This window comes from Rhizobium sp. NRK18, assembly GCF_024385575.1.
Classification (GTDB): domain Bacteria; phylum Pseudomonadota; class Alphaproteobacteria; order Rhizobiales; family Rhizobiaceae; genus JANFMV01.
This window is the reverse complement of record NZ_JANFMV010000001.1, coordinates 1,430,572-1,450,154: the sequence shown is the minus strand read 5'-3', so window position 1 is coordinate 1,450,154 and position 19,583 is coordinate 1,430,572. Positions and strand designations below refer to the sequence as shown.

General features: G+C 61.6%; 17 protein-coding genes. 8 read left to right on the top strand and 9 right to left on the bottom strand.

The features are described 5' to 3' along the window. Positions 1-60: 60 nt before the first annotated feature. From NN662_RS06670 to NN662_RS06645, 6 genes are all read right to left on the bottom strand, one after another. Positions 61-1,170 (bottom strand): DUF2333 family protein, encoded by a 1,110-nt coding sequence (locus tag NN662_RS06670; RefSeq protein ID WP_261929519.1) that lies wholly within the window; start codon positions 1,168-1,170, stop codon positions 61-63. After that, entirely contained in the window at positions 1,163-2,461 is a 1,299-nt protein-coding gene (locus tag NN662_RS06665) for a DUF6638 family protein (protein WP_261929518.1), read from the bottom strand. The genes NN662_RS06670 and NN662_RS06665 overlap by 8 nt, the downstream gene beginning before the upstream one ends. Then, the gene (locus tag NN662_RS06660) at positions 2,458-4,374 is read right to left on the bottom strand and encodes an ATP-binding protein (RefSeq protein ID WP_261929517.1); all 1,917 of its coding nucleotides are present in this window, start codon (positions 4,372-4,374) and stop codon (positions 2,458-2,460) included. The genes NN662_RS06665 and NN662_RS06660 overlap by 4 nt, the downstream gene beginning before the upstream one ends. A gap of 2 nt (positions 4,375-4,376) precedes the next feature. Continuing rightward, entirely contained in the window at positions 4,377-5,522 is a 1,146-nt protein-coding gene (locus NN662_RS06655) for a hypothetical protein (RefSeq protein WP_261929516.1), read from the bottom strand. A 69-nt stretch (positions 5,523-5,591) separates the two neighbouring features. Then, entirely contained in the window at positions 5,592-6,680 is a 1,089-nt protein-coding gene (locus NN662_RS06650; protein WP_261929515.1) for a hypothetical protein, read from the bottom strand. 226 nt (positions 6,681-6,906) lie between these two features. Further along, positions 6,907-7,293 (bottom strand): c-type cytochrome, encoded by a 387-nt coding sequence (locus NN662_RS06645; RefSeq protein ID WP_261929514.1) that lies wholly within the window; start codon positions 7,291-7,293, stop codon positions 6,907-6,909. A gap of 493 nt (positions 7,294-7,786) precedes the next feature. Here NN662_RS06645 and NN662_RS06640 point away from each other — a divergent pair, with 493 nt between their 5' ends. From NN662_RS06640 to NN662_RS06615, 6 genes are all read left to right on the top strand, one after another. After that, complete coding sequence (locus NN662_RS06640) at positions 7,787-8,734, top strand: choline ABC transporter substrate-binding protein (protein ID WP_410010963.1); 948 nt, start codon at positions 7,787-7,789, stop codon at positions 8,732-8,734. Between the two features lie 78 nt (positions 8,735-8,812). Beyond that, complete coding sequence (gene choW / locus NN662_RS06635; protein WP_261929512.1) at positions 8,813-9,706, top strand: choline ABC transporter permease subunit; 894 nt, start codon at positions 8,813-8,815, stop codon at positions 9,704-9,706. Next, entirely contained in the window at positions 9,703-10,758 is a 1,056-nt protein-coding gene (gene choV / locus NN662_RS06630) for a choline ABC transporter ATP-binding protein (protein WP_261929511.1), read from the top strand. The genes choW and choV overlap by 4 nt, the downstream gene beginning before the upstream one ends. Before the next feature lie 14 nt (positions 10,759-10,772). Then, positions 10,773-11,531, top strand: coding sequence for a HugZ family protein (locus tag NN662_RS06625; RefSeq protein ID WP_261929510.1), 759 nt, complete (start codon positions 10,773-10,775; stop codon positions 11,529-11,531). 76 nt (positions 11,532-11,607) lie between these two features. After that, positions 11,608-11,931, top strand: a complete 324-nt coding sequence (locus tag NN662_RS06620; RefSeq protein ID WP_261929509.1) for an ArsR/SmtB family transcription factor — start codon at positions 11,608-11,610, stop codon at positions 11,929-11,931. 264 nt (positions 11,932-12,195) lie between these two features. Next, positions 12,196-13,524: an aspartate aminotransferase family protein gene (locus NN662_RS06615; RefSeq protein WP_261929508.1), complete on the top strand. Its 1,329-nt coding sequence runs from the start codon at positions 12,196-12,198 to the stop codon at positions 13,522-13,524. A gap of 103 nt (positions 13,525-13,627) precedes the next feature. Here NN662_RS06615 and NN662_RS06610 read toward each other — a convergent pair whose 3' ends face one another. Then, complete coding sequence (locus tag NN662_RS06610; RefSeq protein WP_261929507.1) at positions 13,628-14,959, bottom strand: GGDEF domain-containing protein; 1,332 nt, start codon at positions 14,957-14,959, stop codon at positions 13,628-13,630. 213 nt (positions 14,960-15,172) lie between these two features. On the opposite strand from NN662_RS06610, the gene NN662_RS06605 reads away from it, so the two are divergent. Continuing rightward, positions 15,173-15,574, top strand: coding sequence for a rhodanese-like domain-containing protein (locus NN662_RS06605; protein WP_261929506.1), 402 nt, complete (start codon positions 15,173-15,175; stop codon positions 15,572-15,574). A gap of 80 nt (positions 15,575-15,654) precedes the next feature. After that, entirely contained in the window at positions 15,655-17,349 is a 1,695-nt protein-coding gene (gene ade, locus NN662_RS06600; RefSeq protein ID WP_261929505.1) for an adenine deaminase, read from the top strand. A gap of 12 nt (positions 17,350-17,361) precedes the next feature. Here the strand turns inward: ade and aac(6') are convergent, their stop codons facing one another. Further along, on the bottom strand, positions 17,362-17,817 hold the full coding sequence (gene aac(6'), locus NN662_RS06595) for an aminoglycoside 6'-N-acetyltransferase (protein ID WP_261929504.1): 456 nt from the start codon (positions 17,815-17,817) through the stop codon (positions 17,362-17,364). Then, the gene (locus tag NN662_RS06590) at positions 17,817-19,469 is read right to left on the bottom strand and encodes an alpha-glucosidase (protein WP_261929503.1); all 1,653 of its coding nucleotides are present in this window, start codon (positions 19,467-19,469) and stop codon (positions 17,817-17,819) included. Before NN662_RS06590 ends, aac(6') begins: the two co-directional genes overlap by 1 nt. Positions 19,470-19,583: the final 114 nt, after the last annotated feature.

Below are 19,583 nucleotides of genomic sequence, written 5' to 3'. Positions count from 1 at the left end.
GCAGGCCCGCCAAAGCACAGGGCGGGCCGACGATTTTCTTCATAAAATTATCGCAACCCGTCAGCGGTCGAGGACCGACCGGAGTTCGACGAGGTTCGAACGCACTCTCAGGATATAGAAGCCCATCGTCGCCAAATGCGTCGGCATGATCCAGCCGGCCTCGCTGCCGTTCGAAATGATCGCCGGACGAATTTTCAGTGCACCTTCGAACTGCGCATCCATCTGCGACCAGATGGCGCCAAGATTGCGTTCCTTGACCACATCCGCGAAATCCGACCGGGCCGCCGACAGCACCGCATACTGGGCGTAGAGCTGCCCGTAGGCGAACCAGAAGCGGTCGTCGGCACGGGTATCGAACCAGCCGGAATTATAGTCTTCCGAGCGCTTGCGCAGAATGTCCGAGGTGCTGCCGAGGTCGCTTGCCATGCGGTCGAAGAGCTGGATCAGGTTGTCGGCGCGCGTATCGAAGGTCGCGTTGCAGGATGCAAGATCGCTGTTGAACTTGTCGAAATCCTTGATCGCTTGACGATAGAAGCTCGGCGTCGGCGTCTTGAACCCGAACGGATGCAGGCCGAAATACCAGGTATATTCGTCGAACTGGATATTGCCCCGCGCCCGCTGCAGGTCGTTGTTGATGCTCGACGTGCCGCGCACGCGGCCGAGCGCATCGACGAGCTCGATCGCCGTCCGGCGGACGACCTGGTTCACACCGCGCTGGAAGGACGCCTTGTTGTCGAGGAACGGCGTGTTGTCCCAGTCCATGCCGAAGAGGCCGAGCTTGTAGAGCAGCATCGACGAAATCCAGGCATTCTGGTTGACGTTGAAATCGGTAAGATCGGAGGCGACCTTGACGACCGCCGACGGCTCGCAGGTCCCCGGCTTGTCCGGGACGGCCTCACCGGCGCTCAGCGTGCGAGATCCGAAATCATAGCTCTTGACCAGGTCTGGATTAAAACCGGACCAGACCTGAGTCTGCCAGATGAAATAACCATAGAGACCGACCAGCACGATGAGAAAGACGCCGATCGGCCCCTTGACCAGCCAGTGGCGGCGGCGATACCAGCCAGTCAGCGCCATGAACGGCCAGACGATCCACGCCACGAGCATGCCGAATCCGCGGCCGATGGCACGGAAGCCGCGCTCGAAGAATTCGATGATCGGATCAAGCATTGATGTCGTCTCCTATGCCGTAGAGGCGCTTGCGGAACGCTTTCTTGTCTTTCAGATATGCGCCGGTCAGCACCGACACAACATGCGCGCGGAAATTCTCGGGAAAATCCTCATAGCTCCGGTAGAAGCCCTGCTTGTCGAAGACGAAGCGGGACACGAAATCCTGCGGCACAAGCTGGGCGATCAGCCGGTTGGTGAGCCACATGTCCGGATGTGCGGGGTCGGCGCGCAACAGCGAAAAGCGCCGTTCAGGCGCCACCTCATCCATCCGGATGGAGCCCGTCTGCGCGATGGTCTTCTGGATGCCCGCGAGAAACGGATAGGTCCCCTCCGCCATCACGGCGTCGGCGTTTCGATGCAGGAAGGTCTGCGTCCAGATCGGATCGATCCGCTCGAAATCCGCCTGCGGCTCCAGCCTGGCGATCAGCGACTGCAGGGCCATGTCGGCGCGGTGGCGGTAGAGCCCCGATGCGTCCACCCAGCTCGCCCGCGGCAGCTCGATGCGGCCCGAGCGGGCCAGGAATTCGTAGATGCGGGCATGATCGTTGATGGAGATGTAACTGACCTGCCAAGGCCGCGAGCGACGGAAGCCCGGCGCATCCGGATCGCAGATCACCGTGATCGTCCGCTCGTCGGAAAAGATGTAGACGCCACCGAAATGATCCGCCCAGAAGCTCTCGTGGCGAAACACCAGCTTGTCCGGCACCAGCGCGTTCTGACGGATGTCGCCGGTCGACTTGGCGAGCTCCACCATGCGGTTGAGCATCGCATCGTCGCGCCAGGCGTCCGGCACCGTCGTCAGCCGGTCGGCAAGCGCCCGCAACTCGCCGGCCTTGCCGAGCAGATCCTCCGCCGACAGCACGCGGAAACGGACTTCGTTGATCGACAGCAAATCTTCGAGACTTTTGACCTCGGCAACCGAATCCTCGATCTCGCCGTAGAGCGCATCCTTGATCGTCACCGCCGTGATCGCCCGCCGGTTGGCGAGGTAGAATTCGTGCATCAGCCCGGCGGTGTTGGAAAAGCTCGTATGGACGACCGGCAGATTCTCCTGATCCGGCGTCATGATGACGAAGCGGCGGTTGACCTTCTTCGGGTCGAGATAGTCCCAGTCGTCGAGTTCTGCCGCCACGTCCGGCGAAAATCCGGTCATGTCTATCGAGAACCGGTCGAGCTTCGTTTCCGGCAGCCCGAAACCCTTCAGCGCCTTGTTATAGCGCGCGATCAGGTGCGGCTCGGCGATGTCGAGCAGCCTGCCATAGATCAGTTCGGCTTCGAGAAGGCGTTTCATTCCTGCCAGCGCCCTTCCCGTTTCATCGTCTCGATCTCGCGCACCGCCTTCTCCCGCTGACGCTCGCGGCGGACAATGTCGGAAACGGCGGCATCGTCGGACTTGTCGGTGTAGCGGAATTCGCTGTCGGCGTAGCGGTTGATCTCCTGCAGGATCATCTCAAGCGTGATCGGCCCGCGCAGATCCTCGATCATCGCCTTCTTCTCGTCGTAGCTCTTGTGCATGAAGGCTTCCGGTGTCGCGAACCATTCGTCCGGCAGGTCGACATCCATTGCCCGCATGTTGATCGCATCGGTGATACTCTTGATCGCCCGGCCGGTGAAGCGCGGCTCGGCGACCTTGATCATGTGCAGATAGGCGCCGATGTCGGCCAGCGACCTCGGCTCGCCGTGGTCTCGCGTAAAGCGGTCCCACACGGCCACCAACCCCTCCTCCTGTGGGCGCGAATAGCCCTGATAGGCCTCGGAGACGGCCTTTTTTATCTCCTGTCCGGCAAAGAGCACGTGCTGGCCGAGCGGGATCGAGTGGTTCTTGCCGATCAGGAGCGCGAAGATGTCGATATAATCATCTTCCGTCTGCGGACCATCGACCAGCCAGCGGGCGCCGGCGCGCTGGCGCAGCGCATCGTCGACGTTCTCCGGATAGTTGGAAAACATGCCGAAGGAGCAATTGCCGCGCACCACGGTCGACGCGCCGGCAAAGCTCTCCATCAAGACGGCGGTCACCTCCTGCTGGCCAGCGGATGCCCGGTCGTCGGCGCGCTTCGCGGCCACCTGATCGATGTCGTCGATCGTGCCGAAGCCGATCGCCCGCGGGTTCATCACATTGTTGATGAACTCCTTGCAGTTCTGGCCGGACTTGCCCTGATAGGACGAAATCTGGTCGACACCGAAATTCTCGTAGTGGAAGGCATAACCGGCCACCTGGCAGTAGTCATTGAGGAGGCCCGCGACCATCTGGATGAGGATGGTCTTGCCGGTGCCCGGCATGCCATCGCCGATGAATGTGAAGAGAAAACCGCCGAGCTCGACGAAGGGGTTCATCTGCCGGTCGAAATCATAGGCCATCAGCATCTTGGCAAGCTTCATCGCCTGATACTTCGCGATATGGTTGCCGATGATCTCGTTTGGCTTCTTGAACGTCATGACCAGCGGCTTGCGCGTCTGTCCCGGCGCGACATCGAAACCGTCGAGCGTGAAATCGTCCTGGTCGATGCGGATGTGATTGCCTTCGAAGGCGGAAAGGCCGGTAAAGCGCGCCTTGCGGCCGATCAGTCCGGCAATCGCCTCACGCGCAAACGCTCTCGCCCGCGCCGTCATCGCCATCTCGTCGGCGCCACCGGCAATTGCGGTGTCGAGCCCCGAGATCATGCTTTTCAACGCGTCCTGCGGCGTGTCGAACAGATAGTCCGGCTCATGCGTGTCGTTGACCGGCTCGCCCTCTCCGGCCAGCGTCTGCGCCAGATAGGCGGCGAAGGTGAAGGCGGCGACGTAGGCCTGGGCGGCGAGCAGCGCCTTGAAATGCGTCGCCTCCTCACCCTGCAGCGGCGCCGAGATGTTGCGCGCCATCAGGCCTTCGAGCGCGGTCTGCCGGCCGTAGACCTCCGCCACCGCCAGCGCCACCTGCAGTCCGCGCCGCGCCCTGTAAAGCAGCGTATGCTGGGCCGGCGACATCAGCGGGTCGTCGGGCTTCACCGACTGAATGGTCTTCGACAGCTCGACCTCGCGGGTTCGCCGCATGCCTCCGGTCGAGACCGTGGAAACGAAGCGCCGACCGGTGCCGGCAAGCGGTGTCGACGGCGCGGCACCGCCGGTCTCGATCATCACGAGCCGCGTCACCATGCCTTGCGCGACCGCCAGATGCTTGGCGATATCATCTTCGTGGATCGTGGTCAGTCCGGTACTGGCAGCCATCGTCAAACCTCGCTGATCACCCTGTTCGATGAAATCACATGCACCTTGTAATTGCCGAAAATGCTGTCGGCCTCGCCGGCTGCATAGAGCGCCTGATAGGCGTCATGCGGCACGAGGGCGTGCTTTTCGTAGGCGCTGACCCCCATGCGGGTCGCCTCGAGATCGTTGGTCTCGATGTGGAATTCCTCCGCCGCCGGCGCGGTCGAGAAGAAGCCCTTCTTTTCCGGCCGCTCGCGCTTGGAGAAGATCTCCTGCATCGTCCAGGTGAACATCCAGGCATTGTCGCCGTTCCGGACCTTGGAGAGCACGTCGTTGACGCGCCCGTTGTTCTCGGTGATGCCGGCGGAATAGAGCGGGCCGAGCACCAGCCGGCGCACGACCTTCGGATGCAGTTCCGGAAAATCCTGGTCGAGATTGACGGCAATCGTTGCCGGCGTGAGCGAATAGGCGCCGTTGCGCACGACGAAATCGTCGAACCGCACCGCAAGCCGCGGATTGAGCAAACCGCCGACCGGCAGCGGAATGTCTGCATCCGGATTGAGCCTGCCGTCCTTCGTCACCAGCAGCTTGACCATCTCTTCCGACGAATCCTCGATCGCCGCCAGATAGACCATCGGCAGCGTCTGGCTACCGTCAAAAATGCCCCAGGCGACGTGATAGACCGGCCGCATCGTCTTCGGATTGACGGAAACATGCAGCGTGTCCGGCAGGACGGCCGGCGAGAAGACGGCGCCCTCGCCGATCTGCTCCAGGTAGATGCGCTCGGCCATCTGCTGCTGCAACGCCGACGGAAAGCTCTTCTGCCTGAGGATGAAGTCCGCCATTTCCTCGCGCAGCGCCTGCGCCGGGGGAATGGAGGCCAGCCGGCTCTCGGCGCTGGCACGGTCGTTTTCGAGTTCCAGCACGTTCTGGAACACCGGAAAGCCGCTGTCGGCACGCGAAATGCGGAACTGCTCGGCAAAGCCGGCATGCGTCTCCCAGCAGGAAAACGACGCCATCAGCCGCCTGAGATAGGGTTCCAGCACGCCCGCCGCGAAACCATCGACGGGCCCCTTCGGCCCACGCTGCTCCACATAAGCCTCAAACCCGGAAAGCGCCGCCTTGATCGTCGCAAAATAATGCGCGGCGGCGGGTGACCCATTGCTCATTTCCAAATGCCCCTGATCCCAACCCTGACCCCATGTATGGGGAAAGGGTCGGGAATGCCGTGTGAAAGCTTACTGCTTCACGTAGTTTGCCGAATTGTGCTTGTCCATCACCGCCTGGAAGCGGCGGGCGAAGGCGTCGTCGGCGAGCTTCTTGCGGCGCTGGATGTCCTGGGTGGACAGCATGTTCTTCTCGTGCATTTCCAGAAGATCGCCAATGTGGCGCTGGGCGGCGGCGCCGATGCCGGCCATCGTCTCCTCGGCGGCTGTATCGACCTTGCTGCCAAGCGTGTTGATCTTGTGCGCCACATCCTGCTGCGCCGCCGTCTTCAGCGAATCTTCCAGCGCCTTGTAGAGAACGATGCGCTGCTCGGTGTCGATCGTCAGCTTGTTGATCAGCGTATTCTGGGCGGCAATCTGGTTGTTGAGCGAGTCGACGAAGGTCTGGAACATCGACGTGTAGCGTTCCAACGTCTGGCTCTCGGCCAACAGTTCCTGCTCGCGTGCCTGCAACTGATTGTACTCCGTCGCCATCGCCGAGCGCTCGCCCTCGATCTGCGTGCGTTCGCCCTGGTCGGTCGAAGCGGCAATGCGGTTTTCGAGGTCCATGAGCATGGGATTAAGATCGTCGATCCGCTTCTGCGTCTCTTCCAGCGTGCCGATCGTCGCCTTGCGACGCTCGATCACCTGCACGAGGCTCGCCTCGGACGTCTTGTAGCGCTCGTCGAGAACGGCGCGCTGCTCTTTCAGGATACCGACGATCGCATCCGACTTGCCGAGCAGGTCCTGCAGATTGCCGGCGAGCGACATGTTGCGAACCCGGTCGGTGCGCATGCGCTGCGCCTTCTGCTTGGAGAAGATGCCGACGAACTTTTCGAAACCTGTCATGCTCTTCATGCTTTCGAACTCCTGTCCGAAAACATTGGTGGCATCCTCTAGCCCGATGATCAGGTCGGCGATATTCGTTTCCATCACCTTCTGCTGGTTGATGACATCCTGTAGCCGCGCATTCTCGATGTCGAAATCGGCACTGCCGAGCTTTTCATCGGATTTGGCGAATTCCTCGAGGACAATGCCGGACTGCTCGAGCTTCGAGCGCATGTCCTTGACGATACCCCTGGTCTTTTCGATCTCGCTGTCGAACGATTGAAGCGTGGCCATTGCAAACGTCTCCCCTTGTGAGCCCGTCTGCAGATTATCGGCAGACGCGGTTCCGTCAATCGCGGGAAGACAATCAATCCAAACGGATAGTTGTGATTCCGCCGCTGAAATGTAGTTATGGCTGCAATCGGTACAAGAGATAATCGGCAGGCGAATGACAAGAGGCCCGGCGGAACGATCCGCCGGGCCATCTCTTTGAAAATGCTGTCAAGAGATCGGCGCGACGTTACTTTGCCGCCGCCGGATCCTTGAGGTAGGCGATGATGTCGAGGATATCCTCTTCCTTCGTCAGACCTGCAAACGCCATCTTGGTCTTCGGCACCAGCGCCTTGGGCTTCTTGAGATACTGGTCGAGCAGAGCGTCGTCCCAGACCTTGCCGTCGGCCCCGAAGGCCTTCATGTCGGGCGAATAGGTGTAGCCCTCTACGGTTGCCACCGGACGGCCGACCACACCCATCAGCGACGGTCCAACCTTGTTCTTCGGCTCGGTGGCGGTGTGACAGGCCGCACACTTCTTGAAAACCTTGGCGCCGGCTGCAGCATCCCCGTCCGCATGGGCCGCTCCCGCGACCATTAGCGATGCGGCAGCAACGGCAACAAAACTCAACTTCATCCGATGTCCTTTCGTCGTCATCCGTTTTGCCGACCCCACGCCGACAAAACATGCAGCAATGCTACTCGATATAAGCATGCTCTACGGCATGACCTGATGACGCGGCTTGATCAGGATCAAACCCGGCACATTTTCACCCACTAGGTGCGCGTGCAGCAACAGGACTTCCGCCAGCCATCGCCAAAAGTGAAAAAACTGGCAAAAATCACAGGAATTTCAATGAAATTTCCCCAAAAGGGGTTGCCCTTCCAGCAGCCTGCCGCTAGGTCACACCCGCCCTTTCCGGGCTTGCCTCACCGTTTCACCGCCGCTGTGCGTTCGCATGCGGCATGATCAAAATCCCAGACCAACTCCCCGCGCGCTTAAATTTTAGCCATTTCTGAACGTCGCAAACGCACTGGGCAAACTGGCGCAAACGAACCGAAACCGCTTGATCGATTGAGGTATTGGTGCTTGGCTTGGGAACAAAAATTAAGACTGGGAGTCAAACATGATGAAAACAAGCATTCTGGGAATTTTTGCGGCTTCGGCCATGTCCATCGTCGGCTTCACAAGCGCGATGGCAGCAGAAGCCGACAACTGCAAGGCAGTCCGCTTTTCCGACGTCGGCTGGACCGACATCACCGCCACGACGGCGACGACGTCCGTCGTTCTCAAGGCTCTCGGCTATGAGCCGAGCGTCACCGTTCTCTCCGTTCCCGTGACCTATACCTCGCTGAAGAACAAGGACATCGACGTGTTCCTCGGCAACTGGATGCCGACGATGGAAGGCGACCTGAAGCCCTACCGTGAAGACGGTTCGGTCGAAAGTGTGCGCGCCAACCTCGAAGGCGCCAAGTACACGCTCGCAACCAATGCCAAGGGCGCCGAAATCGGCATCAAGGATTTCGCCGACATAGCCAAGCATTCGGACGAGCTCGAAGGCAAGATCTACGGCATCGAGCCCGGCAATGACGGCAACCGCCTGATCCTCGACATGATCAAGGGCGACCAGTTCGGCCTGAAGGACTTCGAACTCGTGGAATCCTCCGAACAGGGCATGCTGGCGCAGGTTGCCCGTGCCAAGAAGGCCGACCAGCCGATCGTCTTCCTCGGCTGGGCACCGCATCCGATGAACGTTCGCTTCGACCTGACCTATCTGTCCGGCGGCGACGACGTGTTCGGCCCCGACTTCGGCGGCGCAACCGTCTACACCAACGTCCGCGCAGGCTACACCAGCGAATGCCCGAACGTCGGCGCTCTCCTGAAGAACCTGTCCTTCACACTGCCGATGGAAAGCGAGATCATGGGCAAGATTCTCGATGACGGCGAAGAGCCGGAAGCTGCCGCAACGGAATGGCTGAAGGCCAATCCGGACGCCATCGAGCCGTGGCTCGCCGGCGTGACGACCTTCGACGGCGGCGATGCCTCTGCCGCGGTCAAGTCGGCTCTCGGCCTCTGATGACATGACGAAACGGGGTGCCAAGGCACCCCGTTTCCGATTGCAGGGACAGTCTAGGCACGGGGGCCCCACTCAGCCATGTTTTCAGACAACTCATTTCTCTTCGACAAGGACTACAAGATTGCCATCGGCAAATGGTCGGAAGCCTTCTTCGAATGGCTCACCGACAATTTCGGCTGGTTCTTCAATTTCGTCACCAGGGTCCTGAAGTCCTGCATCGATGCGCTCGTCTACGTGCTGCAGATGCCCGACCTCAAAGGCACCGGATACGAGAACTACTACGGCATCTTCATCATTCTCGTCTTCACGGCGGCGACCTGGTATTTCAGGCGCAGCCTCTCCAACGCGCTGCTGGTGCTCATCGGCTTCCTGCTGATCATGAACCAGGGCTACTGGAAGGAAACCACCGAAACCCTGGCGCTGGTCGTCGTCGCCACGGCGGTCTGTATGATCATCGGCGTTCCGATCGGCATTGCCGCCGCCCGCCGCGCCTGGCTCTATTCCGTCATTCGCCCCATTCTCGATCTCATGCAGACGCTGCCGACCTTCGTCTACCTGATCCCGGCGCTCATCCTGTTCGGCCTCGGCATGGTACCCGGCCTGATCGCAACGGTGATCTTCGCGATCCCGGCGCCGATCCGCCTCACCCGTCTCGGCATCATCTCGACGCCCGGTTCGCTGGTCGAAGCCGCCGAAGCCTTCGGCGCGAAGCCGCTGCAGGTGCTGACCAAGGTGGAACTGCCCTTCGCGCTACCGCAGATCATGGCCGGCCTCACGCAGACGATCATGCTGTCGCTGTCGATGGTCGTCATCGCCGCACTCGTCGGCGCGCCGGGTCTCGGCGTACCGGTGGTGCGTGCGCTCAATACGGTCAACGTCGCCAAGGGCTTCGAGGCAGGCACCTGCATCGTCATCCTGGCAATCATCCTCGACCGCGTGTTCCGCATTTCCGACGAAGGAGAAGGCGCATGAGTGACGCTGTCATCTTCAAGAACATCGACATCGTCTTCGGCGACAAGCCCGGACCAGCGATCCCGATGATCGACGCCGGCAAGACCCGCGACGAGATCAGCCGCGAGACCGGCCTCGTTCTCGGCGTCGCCGACGCCTCGCTGACCGTCAAGGAGGGCGAGATTCTCGTCCTGATGGGCCTGTCCGGCTCCGGCAAGTCGACGCTGCTGCGCGCCGTCAACGCGCTTGCCCCGGTCGTGCGCGGCGAAGTCTCGGTGATCACGCCGAACGGGCCGGTCAACCCTTACACCGCCAATGCCCGGACACTGCGCGACCTGCGCACGCACACCGTTTCCATGGTGTTTCAGCAGTTTGCGCTGCTACCGTGGCGGACAGTCGCCGAGAATGTCGGCTTCGGCCTCGAGCTCGCCGGCATGCCGGAGAAGGAGATGAACGCCAAGGTCGACGAGCAGCTGGAACTGGTCAACCTCGCCCAGTGGAAGAACCGCAAAGTGGGCGAACTGTCCGGCGGCATGCAGCAGCGCGTCGGCCTGGCCCGTGCCTTCGCGACCGGCGCACCGATCCTCCTGATGGACGAACCCTTCTCGGCGCTCGATCCGCTGATCCGGACGCGGCTGCAGGACGAACTCCTGGAATTCCAGCGGCGGCTAAAGAAAACTATTCTCTTCGTCAGCCACGATCTCGACGAAGCGGTCAGGATCGGCAACCGCATCGCCATCATGGAAGGCGGGAGGATCATCCAGTGCGGCACGCCGCAGGAGATCGTCCGCAACCCGGAAAACGACTACGTCGCCGATTTCGTCCAGCACCTGAACCCGATCAACATGCTGCTCGCCCGCGACGTGATGCGGCCGGGCGCCGGCGGAGCTGAAGCCGGAAGCGGTGTGACCGGGACGACCTCTCCGACGACGCCGCTCGCCAACATCCTCGACGCTCTGTCGCGCCAGCCCGGTGTCATCGGCGTGGTCGAGAACGGCGCGGTTGTCGGCACGATCGGAGCGCAGGACGTCATTTCCGGCCTGACGCGCCACAAGCGCGCCGAGCCGGCGTAACGCGGTCAGGAAACATGGCAGACAAGCCGTCGGTCATCAGAGAGACGGATGAGGAAGCGCGCGGTCTGGCCCGCGCGCTTCTGCGTTCGGCCTCCTACGCCTCCCTGTCGGTCCTGGAGCCCGGAACCGGGTTTCCGTTTGTCAGCCGCACGCTGGTCGGGACCGCTCCCGACTGCGCCCCGATCATTCTGGTGTCCGCGCTCTCCACCCACACCAAGGCATTGCTGGCCGATGGCCGCGCCTCGCTGCTTGCCGGCGAGCCGGGCAAGGGCGACCCCCTCGCCCACCCGCGCGTCACCGTTCAATGCCTCGCCGATCCGGTCGACCGTGACAGCGCCATACATGCGACATTGCGCCGCCGATTCCTCGCTCGTCATCCCAAGGCGGCCTTGTATATAGATTTTCCGGACTTCCGTTTCTTCAGGCTTACGCCGCAACGCGCGAGCCTGAACGGCGGGTTTGGCCGGGCCTATCTTCTGGAAGGCAGCGATTTTGTGATCCCGCCATCTATCGCAAATCAAATGGAGAGATACGAACAGGATCTTTTGGACACCATTAACGCAGGATGGCCGGACATCATTTCCAGGCTTGCGGCAGCCAGGGGGCGCAACCCGGCAAAGGGAAGATGCAGGCTGGTTGGCATCGATCCAGCCGGCCTTGATCTCAAGAATGGCGACACTCTAATCCGCAAGGAATTCGGAAGGATAGTGGACAGCATAGAAAGTATGCGAACCTTATTAAATGAACTAAATATTCCAGTTTTCCAAAATTAAGAATGTACGATCCAACAATTGCTGATATACCACATGGCAATCCCAAGGCCCTACTTTAATACCGAGACACAAAACCATGACCGAGAAAATGGCGCTTACCGTCTTCTGCGATGAGGCGGCCAGGATGCTGTCAGCATTCGCCAATCCCAAGCGACTGATGATCCTGAATTTTCTTTTGATGGGCGAAGTCGCCGTCGGCGACCTGGCCGAACGGGTCGACCTCAGCCAATCCGCCCTGTCACAGCACCTCTCCAAATTGCGCGCACAGAAGCTTGTAGCCACCCGTCGCGAAGCCCAGACAATATACTATTCGAGCAACAGTGAAGCCGTCGCGAGGCTGATGACCCTATTGACGGATCTTCACGCCGCCAAGGCGATACAGGGAGAGGCGGCGGCCTGATATCAGCGATCGGGCCTCGCCCAGGTCTACCGACCGACACATCGACGGTGTGAACGCGGCCAGGCACACGCCTGGTCCGCTGACACAAATCGACAGCGAGAGACCCGCCCTCGTTGCACCTTCCACCCAACCTCATCACCGAACGGTAACAGGACTCGCGGCGCTCGTTGACTAAAGGCGCAGCGCTGATAATTTGCCATCCGGTAAAAAAACGAAGCGGCATCCGCATCGGGTGCCGTTTTGCATTGGGCTTCGGAGAAGAAAATGTCAAACAGATTGAATGCCACACCGAACGATTTGCGCGCCTTTTGGATGCCGTTTACGGCGAACCGCCAGTTCAAGAAGGAACCGCGCCTGTTCGTTGGCGCCAAGGATATGTATTACACGACGCACGACGGGCGCCAGGTGCTCGACGGCACCGCCGGCCTGTGGTGCGTCAATGCCGGCCACTGCCGCCCGAAGATCACCGAAGCCATTCGCGAGCAGGCCGGCGAGCTCGACTATGCACCCGCCTTCCAGCTCGGCCACCCCAAGGCCTTCGAACTGGCCAACCGCCTGGTCGACATTGCGCCGGAAGGCATGAACCACGTTCTCTATACCAATTCGGGTTCGGAATCGGTCGAGACCGCGCTGAAGGTGGCGCTCGCCTATCACCGCGCCAAGGGCGACGGCTCCCGCTTCCGCCTGATCGGCCGCGAACGCGGTTATCACGGCGTCAATTTCGGCGGCATTTCGGTCGGAGGCATCGTCGCAAACCGCAAGATGTTCGGCACACTTCTGACCGGCGTCGACCATATGCCACACACCCACCTGCCCGGCCAGAACGCCTTCACCCGCGGCGAGCCGGAGCATGGCGGCGACATCGCCACCGAGCTTGAGCGTATCGTCACCCTGCATGATGCCTCGACGATCGCCGCCGTCATCGTCGAGCCGGTCGCCGGCTCCACCGGCGTGCTCATTCCGCCGAAGGGCTACCTCAAGAAGCTGCGTGACATCTGCACCAAGCACGGCATCCTGCTGATCTTCGACGAAGTCATCACCGGTTTCGGCCGTCTTGGCACGCCGTTCGCCGCCCAGTATTTCGACGTCATGCCCGACATCATCACCACCGCCAAGGGCCTGACCAACGGCGTCATCCCGATGGGCGCCGTGTTCGTGACGTCGGAAATCCACGACGCCTTCATGAACGGGCCGGAACACCTGATCGAGTTCTTCCACGGCTACACCTATTCCGGCAACCCGATCGCATCCGCGGCGGCGCTTGGCACCCTCGACACCTACAAGGAAGAAGGCCTTCTCACCCGCGGCGCCGAGATGGCGTCCTACTGGGAAGATGCGCTGCATTCGCTGAAGGATTGCCCGAACGTCATCGATATCCGCAACATCGGCCTGATCGGTGCAATCGAGCTCTCGCCGATCGCCGGCGAGCCAACGAAGCGCGCCTTCACCGCCTTCCTGAAAGCCTACGAAAAGGGCCTTTTGATCCGCACGACGGGCGACATCATCGCCTTGTCGCCGCCGCTGATCATCGAAAAGCACCACATCGACGAGCTGTTCGGCAAGCTGCGCGAAATCCTGATGAACAACATCTGAGGCAAAAGGCCGAGGATTGCGAAACGACAGCCTCCCCGCTCATCACGGGGAGGCTTTTTCGTCTGTAGGTCCGTTCACGTCATTGGCCGCGAGCATGGCGGGCTCAGCCGAGGATTTCGGCCCTGTGGACACGGTTGCGCCCGGAAGCCTTGGCGGCGTACAGCGCTTCGTCAGCCCGCTTCAGCACGTCATTGAGGCCGCCGTCTTCGGCATGGAGTTGGGCGACGCCGATGCTGACCGTCACCGTCACGCTGCCGCTGCTGACCGGCACAGCGTCTCTCGCCACCAGATTGCGCAGCATCTCCGCATAGACGACGGCATCGTCGAGCGATTTGCCCTTCATCACCACGAAGAACTCCTCGCCACCGGCTCGCGCAATCAGCCCGTCGCCGCGCACGCGATCGTCGAGACGCTCCGCCACCTCCAGCAGGACCACGTCACCGCCGGCATGTCCGAAGCGGTCATTGATGGTCTTGAAGTGATCGATGTCGAGAACCAGCACGCAGAGAGGATCATTTCCCCCAATGGCCTCCTCGACCATCGCAGCGCCTGCGGTAAAGAACTTGCGGCGATTGTAGCAGTTCGTCAAAGGGTCACGCTCGGCCGCATCGATCAGCTTGGCCTCCAGCGCCTTATGTTCTGTGATGTCGAGCATGGCGCCGGCAAGACCGATGACCTCGCCGCCTTCGTCGATCATCGCCGCCTTGTGGAAGCTCACCGTATGCCTGCGGTCGTCGCCTGCAAAACAGACCTTCGCTTCGTAGATCTGCACGCCGCGCTCCTGCATCAGGGCTTCATCCGCATCTTCGTAGGTCTTCGCAAGATCCGGCGGAGCGACGTCATACACGGTGCTGCCCAGCACCTCGGCGCGACTGCGCCCGATGAAGGCGGAAAAGGCCTTGTTGCATCCGATATATCGGCCTTGCCGGTCCTTGTAGAAGATCGGCGAAGGCAGCGTGTCGATGCAGGTCTGCAGGAATGCGCGGTCGGATGCGACCTCCTCAAGGCGCGCGACGTTGGCCGATTGCCGCGCCAGTGCCCGACTGGCGCGCGCGATGACGACATCCGGCGTCGCGGTCACATCCATCACGTCATCGGCACCGAGAGAGATGACCCTCGCGGACCATGTTGGTGAGAGAGCGACATCGACGACGGCAATCAGATAGGCATCATCGCCGAGTTCATCGCGGACTGCGGCGATATCGCGTCCAAGGCTTCCGGCACTGACGGGCACGAAATAGGCGTCGCCGGCGCCACCTTCCCGCTTGTCCGTAATCGGCATCACCTTGGCTTCGAGGCACCAGCCGGGCAGATCGCTCCCGTCGGCCGCCCACCAGAAAAAACCACGCTCTGAAGGGCGATCTGTGCGGGCGGGACATTTTGGGGGAATGACTGCAGGCAGGCTCTGGTCGAGCTTGGTGGTCTGATTGAGCATTGGTGAGCAGGCCTCAAGAAATTACAGGTTAGTTCTAGGCTAGGCTGATTATCGAACTCTTAAGCCGGAGGCTGTTGTCGACAAAAACATGAGGCGGATTGCGCGCCCGAATTCTTCGGCATGCGCTCTTTTTCATCTTGCCCTGTTTTCGCACGGAGCAAGCGACGCTAGGTTGATCTCTGGAACGCTTGGAACATGCGGACGGAGGAGCGAATGAAAAAGGGCTACAAGCAACTGCTCGATGAGGCGAATGCCCAGGTCATCGCGGTCACCGCGGCCGACGCGGCCTCCCTGCACGGTGACCCGGCCGTCGTCTTCGTCGATCTGCGCGACCCGCGCGAGCGGGAGCGCGAAGGCACCATTCCGGACGCATTCTCCTGCCCGCGCGGCATGCTGGAATTCTGGATCGATCCGGAAAGCCCCTACGCAAAGCCGGTCTTCGCCGAGGACAAGCGCTTCATCTTCTTCTGCGCCAGCGGCTGGCGCTCAGCGCTCGCCGCCAAGACCGCTGAAGACATGGGACTTGAGAATGTCAGCCACGTGGCGGGCGGCTTCACCGCCTGGCGCGATGCCGGCGGACCGGTCGCGACCGTCGAGCACAAACCGAAGGCCTGAGCGCCAAAGCCGTCTCCCGCCATTTCCTTGACCTGCCGCGGGGGATACACTTGCTGCAAAGCAACATGGAGCAGATTCGCATGAGTGACCTCAGCCGACGTATCGACCAGGGCGTGGGCCGTGAAAAGGCGGACATCGTCTTGAAGGGCGGCCGCTTCTTCGATCTCGTCACCGGCGAACTCGTTCACTCCGACATCGCCATATGCGGCGACACCATCGTCGGCACGCTTGGCGAATACAGCGGCAACGAGGAATTCGACATTTCCGGCCGGATCGTGGTCCCCGGATTCATCGACACCCATCTGCACATCGAATCCTCGCTGGTCACCCCGCATGAGTTCGACCGCTGCGTACTGCCCTATGGCGTGACCACTGCCATCTGCGACCCGCATGAGATCGCCAATGTCCTGGGCACGGAAGGCATCCGCTTCTTCCTCGCTTCCGCCATGGAAACGATCATGGACATCCGCGTTCAGCTGTCGTCCTGCGTGCCGGCGACCCATCTCGAGACCGCGGGGGCCGACCTGCCGATCGAGAGCCTCCTGCCCTTCCGCGACCATCCTAAGGTGATCGGCCTGGCGGAGTTCATGAACTTCCCGGGCGTGATCCACAAGGATCCGATCTGCATGGCGAAGCTCGAAGCCTTTCAGGGTGGGCACATCGACGGCCACGCGCCGCTTCTGCGCGGCAATGACCTGAATGGCTATCTGTCCGCCGGCATTCGTACAGACCACGAATGCACCAGCGCCGAGGAAGCGCTGGAGAAAATCCGCAAGGGCATGCACATCCTCGTGCGTGAAGGCTCCGTTTCCAAGGACCTGCATGCGCTGATGTCCATCCTCACCGAGCGCCTGTCGCCCTTCGTCGCGCTGTGCACGGATGACAGAAACCCGCTGGACATCGCCGAACAGGGCCACCTCGACTACATGATCCGCACCGCGATCCGCGCCGGCGTCGAACCGATCGCAGTCTACCGCGCCGCCTCGATTTCCGCCGCCCGCGCCTTCGGCCTGCGCGATCGCGGCCTGATCGCACCCGGCTGGCGCGCCGACCTGGTGGTGATCGACAGCCTGGAAAACTGTGCGGCGGAATATGTCTTCTCCGCTGGCCGCATCGTCACCGAAGGCCTGTTCGCGTCGCGCAAGCCCGTCGCCCCCGTCGGCCTCGAAAGCGTCAAGGCGAACCCCGTCAATGCCGCCGACTTCGGCGTGCCGTCAAGCGCACTGGAGACCTCGGTCATCGGTGTCCTGCCCGGCAAGATCATCACCGAGCACCGCCGCTATCAACTGCCCTCGAAGGGCAACCAGACGGGCATAGATTTCGACCGCGACATCATCAAGGTCGCGGTTATCGAGCGACACGGCAAGAACGGCAACCATGCCAACGGCTTCGTCCAGGGTTTCGGCCTGAAGAAGGGCGCGATCGCCTCCACCGTCGGCCATGACAGCCACAACATTTGCGTGGTCGGCGTCAACGAGGACGACATGGCGCGGGCCGCCAATCGGCTGTCCGAGATCAACGGTGGCTTCGTCGTCGTCGAGGACGGCAAGGTGACCGGCGAGATCGCCCTGCCCGTCGCCGGCCTGATGAGCTTGGAACCCTACGAAAGCGTCCGCGACACGCTGCACGACCTGCGTAAGGCCGCCTACGCCCTCGGCGCCACGCTGGAAGAACCCTTCCTGCAGCTCGCCTTCCTGCCGCTGCCGGTGATCCCGCACCTGAAGATCTCCGACAAGGGCATGGTCGACGTCGACAATTTCACGCTGATGGGATGAGCAGCGGGAGGATCACTCCAGCGCCTTGCGGAAGAAAACCACCCGTTCGGTATCCTCGAAGCCGAGCGACCGGTGCATCTCGTGCGAGACGGTGTTGTCGGCATAGGCGTCCGAGCCGAGCTCGGTCATGCCCTTTTGTCTGGCCCATCCCTCCACCGCCTGCACAAGCTGGCCCGCAACGCCTTTGCGGCGTGATTCAGGAGCAACATAGATGCCCTCGAGAAAGGCGACCGGTGAGGTCTTGCAGCCGCTCACGGAGTCATGGCGGATGCTGACTTCAGCAAAACCGACAGGTCCCGACGCATCGTCGACCGCCAGGAAGCCGGCAAACCGGTCCGGCCGCGTCAGCATTGCCTCCACCTCGGCGAAGAGATGCTCCTCGGTGTGTTCATGCCACAGCACGTGCCGGAAGCGGACCCAGTCGCGCATGTTATCCGTCGTGCAACGAACAATCGCGATCGCCATCATCAGTCTCCTATCTTGCCCGCAAACCCGCTCATCGGCGGAAGGCTGACGACGCGGTTTTCCAGCGTCCCCTCCATCGCCGGCGCATCGAGCGGCCGGCAGTCGGCAAGGTGCTCCGGCAGCGCATAGTCCTGCGGCCGCCGGGTCAGGTTGAAGACGAAGACCAGATGCTCCCCGTCCTTCTCCCGCGTGAAGGCCAGCAGGTCGGCATTGCCGCCAAGGAACATCATGTCGCCATCGAAGAGAACGGCATGCGACTTGCGGAAGGCCAGCACGGCACGGTAGTGCTCCATGACCGATCCCTCGACGCCGGCCTGACCGTCCGCGGCCATCGCCAGATGCTCCGGCTTCACCGGCAGCCAGGGCTTTGCCATGCTGAAACCACCATTCGGCTGCTGCCGCTCCCACACCATCGGCGTGCGGCATCCGTCGCGACCCTTGAAAGCCGGCCAGAAGCGGATGCCGTAGGGATCGGTCAGTTCCTCGAAGGAAAGCTCCGCCTCCGGCAGCCCCAGTTCCTCGCCCTGGTAGAGGCAGATCGAGCCGCGCAGGCAGGCGAGAATGCTGATCGCCAGCTTTGCCACGGTCTCGTATTCGGCAGAGTTATGGGCAAACCGGCTCACATGACGGTGGACGTCGTGGTTCGAGAACGCCCAGCAGACCCATCCGTCCGACACCTGCTTCTGGAATTCGATGACACAGCGACGGATGTGATCGGCGGTAAAATCAGGGCTCAGCAGGTCGAACGTGTAGCACATGTGCAGCTTGTCGCCGCCGCTGGTATAATTGGCGACCGTCTTCAGTGATCGCGCCCCGTCGCCCACCTCGCCGACCGATGTCCGGCCTTCATATCGGTCGAGCAACGCCCGGAAGCGCTTCAGGAAGTCGATATTCTCCGGCTGCGTCTTGTCGTAGAGGTGATTCTGCATGCCGTAGGGATTGACGTCGGGAGCATCGAGCCCGACGGCGTCCGGATCCGGCTCCAGCGGCGGGTTGTCGCGCAGGTGCTTGTCGTGAACGAAGAAGTTGACGGTATCGAGCCGGAAGCCATCGACATCCCGGTCGAGCCAGAACTTCACGGCTTCGAGCAAAGCCTCCTGGACCTCCGGATTGTGAAAATTGAGATCGGGCTGCGAGGCGAGGAAGTTGTGCATGTAATACTGCTTGCGCACGCCGTCCCATTCCCAGGCCGGGCCGCCGAAGATCGACAGCCAGTTGTTCGGCGCCGTGCCATCGCGCTTGGGATCGGCCCAGACGTACCAGTCGGCCTTGGGATTGTCGCGGCTCGAGCGGCTTTCCTTGAACCAGGGATGCTGGTCGGAACTGTGCGAGAGCACCTGGTCGATGATGATCTTCAGACCGAGCTCGTGTGCCTTTTCGACCAGCGCATCGAAATCGGCAAGCGTGCCGAACATCGGATCGACGTCGCAGTAGTCCGAAACGTCGTAGCCCATGTCGGCCATCGGCGAGGCGAAGAACGGCGACAGCCAGATGGCGTCGACGCCGAGCGAGGCAATATGGTCGAGACGACGGGTGATGCCCTTGAGATCGCCGATGCCGTCGCCGCTGGTGTCCTGATAGGAGCGCGGATAGACCTGATAGATGACACCGCCGCGCCACCAGTCCGCACCCGTATTCGTCCTGCCAGCCGCCATGAGAACCTCTCGTCCTGTTGATCTGAAAATCGGATGACCGCCACCGCGCGGAGGGTCTCCTGTGACAAGGGGTAAAGCACAATCCGGGGAACCGCAATGCGGCCCTGGCGTCTT

Excerpts from the sequence above, each read along its gene's own strand:
- NN662_RS06640 (WP_410010963.1), top strand. The coding sequence starts at position 7,787 with ATGAAAACAAGCATTCTGGGAATTTTTGCGGCTTCGGCCATGTCCATC.
- choV (WP_261929511.1), top strand. The coding sequence starts at position 9,703 with ATGAGTGACGCTGTCATCTTCAAGAACATCGACATCGTCTTCGGCGAC.
- NN662_RS06610 (WP_261929507.1), bottom strand. The coding sequence starts at position 14,959 with ATGCTCAATCAGACCACCAAGCTCGACCAGAGCCTGCCTGCAGTCATT.
- ade (WP_261929505.1), top strand. The coding sequence starts at position 15,655 with ATGAGTGACCTCAGCCGACGTATCGACCAGGGCGTGGGCCGTGAAAAG.
- NN662_RS06650 (WP_261929515.1), bottom strand. The coding sequence starts at position 6,680 with ATGGCCACGCTTCAATCGTTCGACAGCGAGATCGAAAAGACCAGGGGT.
- NN662_RS06665 (WP_261929518.1), bottom strand. The coding sequence starts at position 2,461 with ATGAAACGCCTTCTCGAAGCCGAACTGATCTATGGCAGGCTGCTCGAC.
- NN662_RS06605 (WP_261929506.1), top strand. The coding sequence starts at position 15,173 with ATGAAAAAGGGCTACAAGCAACTGCTCGATGAGGCGAATGCCCAGGTC.
- NN662_RS06655 (WP_261929516.1), bottom strand. The coding sequence starts at position 5,522 with ATGAGCAATGGGTCACCCGCCGCCGCGCATTATTTTGCGACGATCAAG.
- NN662_RS06645 (WP_261929514.1), bottom strand. The coding sequence starts at position 7,293 with ATGAAGTTGAGTTTTGTTGCCGTTGCTGCCGCATCGCTAATGGTCGCG.
- NN662_RS06660 (WP_261929517.1), bottom strand. The coding sequence starts at position 4,374 with ATGGCTGCCAGTACCGGACTGACCACGATCCACGAAGATGATATCGCC.
- choW (WP_261929512.1), top strand. The coding sequence starts at position 8,813 with ATGTTTTCAGACAACTCATTTCTCTTCGACAAGGACTACAAGATTGCC.
- NN662_RS06620 (WP_261929509.1), top strand. The coding sequence starts at position 11,608 with ATGACCGAGAAAATGGCGCTTACCGTCTTCTGCGATGAGGCGGCCAGG.
- NN662_RS06625 (WP_261929510.1), top strand. The coding sequence starts at position 10,773 with ATGGCAGACAAGCCGTCGGTCATCAGAGAGACGGATGAGGAAGCGCGC.
- NN662_RS06590 (WP_261929503.1), bottom strand. The coding sequence starts at position 19,469 with ATGGCGGCTGGCAGGACGAATACGGGTGCGGACTGGTGGCGCGGCGGT.
- NN662_RS06615 (WP_261929508.1), top strand. The coding sequence starts at position 12,196 with ATGTCAAACAGATTGAATGCCACACCGAACGATTTGCGCGCCTTTTGG.
- NN662_RS06670 (WP_261929519.1), bottom strand. The coding sequence starts at position 1,170 with ATGCTTGATCCGATCATCGAATTCTTCGAGCGCGGCTTCCGTGCCATC.